The 6,799-nt window shown below is 64.0% G+C and carries 5 protein-coding genes; all 5 read left to right on the top strand.

Going from position 1 to position 6,799, the window contains the following annotated elements:
- Positions 1-326 precede the first annotated feature (326 nt).
- The 5 genes from G372_RS0110530 to G372_RS0110510 all read left to right on the top strand — a co-directional run bounded on the left by G372_RS0110530 (position 327) and on the right by G372_RS0110510 (position 6,792).
- Positions 327-950, top strand: a complete 624-nt coding sequence (locus G372_RS0110530) for a c-type cytochrome (RefSeq protein WP_018863277.1) — start codon at positions 327-329, stop codon at positions 948-950.
- Between the two features lie 263 nt (positions 951-1,213).
- A complete protein-coding gene (locus G372_RS0110525; RefSeq protein ID WP_018863278.1) occupies positions 1,214-3,271 on the top strand; it encodes a cytochrome c biogenesis protein ResB in 2,058 nt (685 codons plus the stop codon).
- Between the two features lie 25 nt (positions 3,272-3,296).
- Positions 3,297-4,469: a c-type cytochrome biogenesis protein CcsB gene (ccsB, locus tag G372_RS0110520; RefSeq protein ID WP_018863279.1), complete on the top strand. Its 1,173-nt coding sequence runs from the start codon at positions 3,297-3,299 to the stop codon at positions 4,467-4,469.
- Positions 4,470-5,102: a thiol:disulfide interchange protein DsbA/DsbL gene (locus G372_RS0110515; protein ID WP_018863280.1), complete on the top strand. Its 633-nt coding sequence runs from the start codon at positions 4,470-4,472 to the stop codon at positions 5,100-5,102.
- Between the two features lie 46 nt (positions 5,103-5,148).
- Complete coding sequence (locus tag G372_RS0110510; RefSeq protein ID WP_018863281.1) at positions 5,149-6,792, top strand: acetolactate synthase large subunit; 1,644 nt, start codon at positions 5,149-5,151, stop codon at positions 6,790-6,792.
- Positions 6,793-6,799: the final 7 nt, after the last annotated feature.

The raw sequence follows: 6,799 nt of genomic DNA, 5'->3' as shown, positions 1-6,799 counted from the left end.
CCAGGTTTTCCGAGACAAGGCGCGTCGTGCAGCGGGTAGTGGTTCTACCCGCAAGCGGCGCAACGCAGGATCGGGGAACCTGGGGTACCAACCCCATAACCCATTACAATGCAGGGGCTCGGCCGCTTTTGCGCGCGAACGGCGTTGCGGCTCCCTTGTGCAGAATGACTGCACCGCAGTCACCGCGCCTTGTTCGCACGCAAAAGCGACTCGAGCGCGAGGGTGTACATTGACCAGTGTTTCCTTCATGTTGATCGCCCTGCCAAGGGGCACAAGGAACGCGGGTCCGACCCGGCACGCATTTACATGCAGGAGAATCTTCGATCATGAACCACAAGCTTTCCGCTCTCTTTGCTGCCCTGTCCGTATCCCTGCTGCTCCCGCTGTCGGCGGCTCAGGCGGGCGATCCCCAGCGCGGCCAGGAAATCTCCCAGTCCTGCGCGGCCTGCCACCAGGCGGACGGCAACTCGACCAACCCGGAGTGGCCGAAGCTCGCGGGCCAGCACCCGAAGTACACCGTCAAGCAGCTGCGTGACTTCAAGGAAGGCGAGACCCGCTCCGACTCCCTGATGGCAGGTGAGGTGGCGGACCTGGACGAACAGGACATGCGTGACCTGGCGGCCTATTTCGCCGAGCAGTCCATCACCACCGAGACCGCCGACGAGGACGTCGTCGAGCGCGGCGAGCGTATCTACCGTGGCGGCATCCCGTCGCAGAACGTCGCGGCCTGTATCGCGTGCCACGGCCCGAACGGCCAGGGCAATCCGGAGGCCATGTTCCCGAAGGTGGCAGGCCAGCACGCCACCTACAGTGCGGACCAGCTGCGCAAGTTCCGCGACGGCGAGCGCTCGAACGACGCCGGACGCATGATGCGCAACGTGGTTCAGCGCATGTCCGACGAGGACATCGAGGCCGTATCGCAGTACATGGCCGGGCTGTCATCCGACTGATCAGGCCGGAGCGCCGCGCAGTCTCGGCGGCAGAACCTCCCAGGGAAGGGGCGGCCATGGCCGCCCCTTTTTGCTGCTCGGGACATGCAAAACTGTCCGACGCCGGGAATGGCGCCGGGGGCTGTCGCGTCACACAGGGCGGATCTCAGAGGCCACCACCTCTGATAACAGGGATTGCACGAAACTTCCGTGCAGTTTGTCTAGGAAATTGAACTCCGACAGGGGTGCTTCGCATAGTCGCGAAGGCTAACGCAGGTTTCAGCATGTCGAATAACGAACAGGTGGCGGGCTCCGCCCCCGCGGCCACTGCCCGCAGCAAATCAACCCGTGCTCCGCGGCGCAGCCGCATCCTCGTCGAGTTCATGGGGTCGATGAACCTGGCGATCACCCTGCTGGTGGCGCTGGCCATCGCCTCCGTGATCGGCACCGTGCTCGTGCAAAACGAGCCCTACACCGAGTATCTCATCGACTATGGCCCGTTCTGGCACGAGATCTTTGCCGGCATGGGTCTTTATCAAGTCTATTCCGCCACCTGGTTCCTGCTGATCGTCACCTTCCTGGTGCTATCGACCTCCTTCTGCGTCTATCGGCAAAGCCCGGGGATCCTCAAGGACCTGCGGCGTTACAACCTGCAGGTGAAGGAAAAGTCCCTGCGCTCGTTCCACTCCAGTGCAACCGGGGAGCTGGACCAGCCCCAGGAAGAGTTCGTTGATCATGCCCGGCGCGTACTGAAGGCCCAGGGCTTCAAGGCACGCGAGAAGGAATCTGACGGGCAGACCGTGATCGCTGCCATGAAAGGCCGCTGGAATCGCCTGGGCTACCTGCTGACCCACGTGGGGATCGTGGTGATCTGTGTAGGCGCCCTGGTGGACGGGCAGACCCTGCTCAAGCTCAACGAGTGGCTGGGCAATATCGAAATCGAGACCCGCAGTGTCCCCGTGTCCGAAGTACCGGAATCCGCCTGGGTACCGGTCTCCAACCCGTCGTTCCGCGGCATGGTCGAGATCCCCGAGGGATCCTCCGCGGATGTGGTGTTCCTGCCCATGCGCGAGGGCTACTTCGTCCAGCAGCTGCCGTTTCGCATCGAGCTGGAAGAGTTCCGCATCGAGCGTTTCTCGACCGGTGCGGAGAGCTCCTTCGAATCCGATCTGGTCATTCATGATCCGGAGCGCGACGAACCCCTGCGTCACACCATTTCGGTCAACCACCCGCTGATCTACAAAGGCTACGCCATCTACCAGGCGAGCTTTGCCGACGGCGGGACCAAGCTGGATATCGAGGCCATCCCGCTGGGAGCGGAGGCGCTGCGCTCACTGGATGTTCCGGGCCGCGTATTCCAGGAGCAGGAGGTCCCGACGCCGCAGGGGGACACACGAACCATCGAGTTCATCGACTTCCGGGACGAAAACGTCGTACCGCTCCTGAACGAGGAAGGGCAGCGGGAAAACCGGCACCTTGGTCCCGCCTTCGATTTCCGCCTGATGGACCGTACCGGCCACGGCCTGTACTACCGCAATTACATGCGGCCGGCTCTCCAGGAAGGCGCGATGTATTTCCTGAGTGGCGTGCGCGAGAGCCCGGGCGACGAGTTCCACTATCTGTTCCTGCCGGCCGACGCCGATGACTCGCTGGACCGCTTCCGGACCTATCTGGCGATGCTGCACAACGCGGATGTGCGCAACTCCATTGCGCGCGAAGTCGCGGCCGAGGACCCGTCCGGGGCCGCTATCGCCCAGACGACCGCCGAACTCATGCGCCTGTTCGCCGAGGGCGGCTACGGGGCGGTGCACGCCGAAATCGACCGCCGCGTGCCGGAAGAACAACGCGAACAGGTCGGCGAACTGCTGATGCGCGTGCTCCACGCCGGACTGCAGGCCCTGTACATGGAGGTTCTGGAGGACGAGGGCGTGGTCTCGATCCAGGAAGAGGAGCAGCGCTGGCTGGAGGACGCGGTCTCCGCGATCAACGCGATCAGCATGTACGAGTCGCCGTTCTTCTTCCACCTGACGGATTTCGAGCACCGCGAAGCCTCGGGCCTGCAGATTGCGCGCGCCCCGGGTGAAAGCACCGTGTACACCGGCAGCGTGATGCTGATCATCGGGATCTTCCTGATGTTCTACGTGTCATATCAGCGTCTGTGGATCATCGCCCGACGCCGAGAAGAAGGCGAGGGGACCCACGTGACCATGGCCGGCACCAGCAACCGGCACAAGGTGGAATTCGAGAATCGTTTCGCGCATCTTAAGCGCTGGATCATTGATCAGAAGCCGGCCAACGGCTCCGATGATGGTCACCGTGAATCAACCAATAAGAACGACTAACCGGTAGCAGTCGGAGGAGCGATCCATGTCAGTACCCCAAGAGGCCCTGGATTTTGAACGGCCCAGTATCTTGCAGCGCATCCGGCCGCTCGACTGGGCATACTTTGCCCTGGTGCTCGCGGTTGCGGTGATCGCCCACTGGCAGTACGGCCACCTGATGGATCGCTACGACACCGGGGGCCTGATCCTGGCCGCCGGCATGAGTGCCTGGCTGGGCTGGTTCTGGCGCCCCTGGCAGCTCTTTTCCATCATCGTCGCCGCCCTCTCCCTGTTCGGTGTCTGGCTGTACGGCGACGACCTGGCCCGCGGCAGCACGAACTTCTGGCTGAACTATGTCGGTTCGGGTCAGGCCGGCGTCATGTGGATGAGCGTGATGCTCTACATGGCCACCGCGACCTACATCCTCGGCCTGTTCAGCAAATCCGACTTCCCGTCCCGCCTTGGGGCGGCGTTCGCCTGGATCGGCTCGGGCGCCGGCATGATGGCGCTGATGGTGCGCTGGCGCGAGATCTACCTGACTGATCCCAGCTGGGGCTACATCCCGGTGTCCAACCTCTACGAGGTGTTCATCCTGCTGGCGGTGATGACCACGCTGATGTACCTGTACTACGAGCAGCGTACCGGCCAGCGCACCATGGGTGCGTTCGTGATGCTGGTCATCGCGGCCTCCGTCACCTTCCTGCTGTGGTACATGTGGGACCGCCAGGCCCACGAGATCGAACCGCTGGTGCCGGCGCTGAACAGCTGGTGGATGAAGATCCATGTCCCGACGAACTTTGTCGGCTACGGCGGCTTTGCCATCGCCGCGATGCTGGGTGTGGCCTATTTGTTCAAACACCGGTTCGAGCGCACCCGGCCGGATGCGGCAATCACCAAGCGCCTGCCCAGCAAGGAGGCCTTGGACGGCGTGATGTACAAGGCCATCGCGATCGGCTTCGCCTTCTTCACCATCGCCACCGTGCTGGGCGCGATGTGGGCGGCCGAGGCCTGGGGCGGTTACTGGACCTGGGACCCGAAGGAGACCTGGAGCCTGATCCTCTGGCTGACCTATGCCTCCTGGCTGCACATGCGCTTTACCAAGGGCTGGCGCGGCCCGGTCATGGCCTGGTGGGCCATCATCGGCCTGTTTGTCACCACCTTCACCTTCCTGGGCGTGAACATGTTCCTGTCCGGGCTGCATTCCTACGGAGAGCTGTAAATGAAGCGTCGTGATTTCCTGGGCGCCGTCGGCGGTGCCGGATTGCTCCTGGCAACCGGCACCGGCCTGGCTCGCGAATACCGGGACGGCCAGAACTTCCGCACGATCCAGCCCCCGGTCGATACCGGCCTGGAGGATGGCAAGATCCAGGTGGTCGAGGTCTTCTGGTATGGCTGCCCCCACTGCTATTCGTTCGAGCCCTATGTGCAGGAATGGCAGAAGGGGCTGGATGACGACATCGAGTTTGTCTATCTGCCTGCGCCAATGAACGATGTCTGGGCCCTGCATGCGCGTGTCTTCTACACCGCGCAGAAGCTGGATGTCCTGGACGAGGTTCACCAGGCGTTCTACGACGCCATCCATGACCAGGGCCGCGAGATGCGCTCGGAAAGCGCGATCCTGCGCTTTATCAACCAGCGCGGGCTGGATGCCGACGAGTTCCGCGAGGTCATGCGCTCCGAAGAGATTCGCCGCAAGGTGACCGAGGCCGGCCAGGACGTGCAGGAGTACGGCGTCGAGGGCGTCCCCACACTGGTCATCGATGGCGAGGCCGTGGTCTCGGCCAGCATGACGCGCAGCCACGAGGAAATGCTCGACGTCGCCGACTTCCTGATCGAACGGGCCCGGGGCTGATCCCGCCCGTGTCCAGGAGGCCCCGGCCGGCCGGGTGGCATCGCGCGTGAGCACGACCGCCACCACCGCCCAGCGACTCGTCGAGTGCCTGGAGCAGGAAGAGGTCGAGCGCGTGTTCGGCCTGCCGGGGGAAGAGAACATGGCCGTTCTCGACGCCCTGGCCGACTCCCCCATCGAATTCGTTACCACACGCCATGAACAGGGCGCAGCCTTCATGGCGGACGTCCATGGCCGGCTGTCCGGCCGTGCCGGCGTCTGCCTGGCCACCCTCGGCCCGGGCGCGACCAACCTGATCACCGGTGTCGCCGATGCCAACATGGATCATGCCCCGCTGGTCGCGATTGCGGGCCAGGCGAGCACCCACCGCCTGCACAAGGAGTCGCATCAGGTCCTCGACCTGAAGGGCCTGTTCCAGCCGATCACCAAGTACAGCTCGAGTGTGGTCGAGCCCGAGATCCTCCCCGAGGTCGTGCGCAAGGCATTCAAGTGGGCCGAGGGCGGCAAGCCCGGTGCCAGCTTCATCGAGCTGCCCGAGAATGTCGCAGCCCTGCCGTGCCCCAATCGGCCGCTGCCCGTCCATGCAGGACCCGAGGCGGTGCCCGCCGACGCCTCACTGGAAGCCGCGGCGCGGCTGCTCAACGAGGCCGAACACCCGCTGATCCTGGCGGGCAACGGCGTAATCCGTTCGGGGGCCAGCGGCACCCTGTCGCAATTGGCGTCCGCGCTGAACATCCCGGTGGCCAACACGTTCATGGCCAAGGGCGTGCTGCCGTTTCGTCACCCCCTGGCGCTCGGCTCGGTCGGCCTGCAAAGCCAGGATTTCGTGAATTTCGGCTTTCACAAGGCCGACGTCATCGTCTGTATCGGCTACGACCTGGTGGAGTATCCACCGAAGCTCTGGCACCCGACCGGCGACCGCACACTGATCCACATCGACTCCGCCCCGGCCGAGGTCGACGGTCACTACAACGTCTCGTCCGAGGTCATCGGTGACCTCAACACCTGCCTCGCACGGCTGATGGATCTGGTCGATCCGCGCGAGGAGACCATCCTGCGCCCGCTGCGTCAGAGCCTGATCGACGACATGAACGAGCACCGCGAGGACACCCAGTTCCCGCTGAAGCCGCAAAAGCTGATCTGGGATCTGCGCACCGCGGCCGAGCTCGATGCGGTGGTGATTACGGATGTGGGTGCGCACAAGCTCTGGATGGCGCGCATGTTCCGCTGCGAACTGCCCAACACCTGCCTGATCTCGAACGGCTTTGCCAGCATGGGCATCGCCCTGCCGGGGGCCATCGCGGCCGCTGCGCTCTACCCCGAACGTCAGGTGATCGCGGTCACCGGCGATGCCGGCTTCCTGATGAATGTGCAGGAACTGGAAACGGCCGTGCGGCTGGGCCAGAACTTCGTGGTGCTGATCTGGAACGACAATGCCTACGGCCTGATCGAGTGGAAACAGGTACGCGAGTACGGACGCAAGGCCTTCGTCGACTTCGGCAATCCCGACTTTGTCCAGCTGGCGCGCTCGTTCGGGGCCAGCGGCGTGCGGGTAGGACCGGGCGACAGCCTGGAGGCCGCCCTGCGCGAGGCCCTGGCGTCACCTGGTGTCACGATCATCGACTGCCCGGTCGATTACAGCGAAAACCTGAAACTGACGGAACGTTTGGGCGAGCTGGTTTGTCCATTCTAGCGAGGCG

It is taken from the genome of Thioalkalivibrio thiocyanoxidans ARh2, from assembly GCF_000385215.1.
Classification (GTDB): domain Bacteria; phylum Pseudomonadota; class Gammaproteobacteria; order Ectothiorhodospirales; family Ectothiorhodospiraceae; genus Thioalkalivibrio; species Thioalkalivibrio thiocyanoxidans.
The sequence above is the reverse complement of the archived record's forward strand: the minus strand, read 5'-3'. Positions and strand labels throughout refer to the sequence as shown.

What these genes read in the sequence shown, in the direction of transcription:
- G372_RS0110530 (WP_018863277.1), top strand. Translation starts at nt 327, where the DNA reads ATGAACCACAAGCTTTCCGCTCTCTTTGCTGCCCTGTCCGTATCCCTG.
- G372_RS0110525 (WP_018863278.1), top strand. Translation starts at nt 1,214, where the DNA reads ATGTCGAATAACGAACAGGTGGCGGGCTCCGCCCCCGCGGCCACTGCC.
- ccsB (WP_018863279.1), top strand. Translation starts at nt 3,297, where the DNA reads ATGTCAGTACCCCAAGAGGCCCTGGATTTTGAACGGCCCAGTATCTTG.
- G372_RS0110515 (WP_018863280.1), top strand. Translation starts at nt 4,470, where the DNA reads ATGAAGCGTCGTGATTTCCTGGGCGCCGTCGGCGGTGCCGGATTGCTC.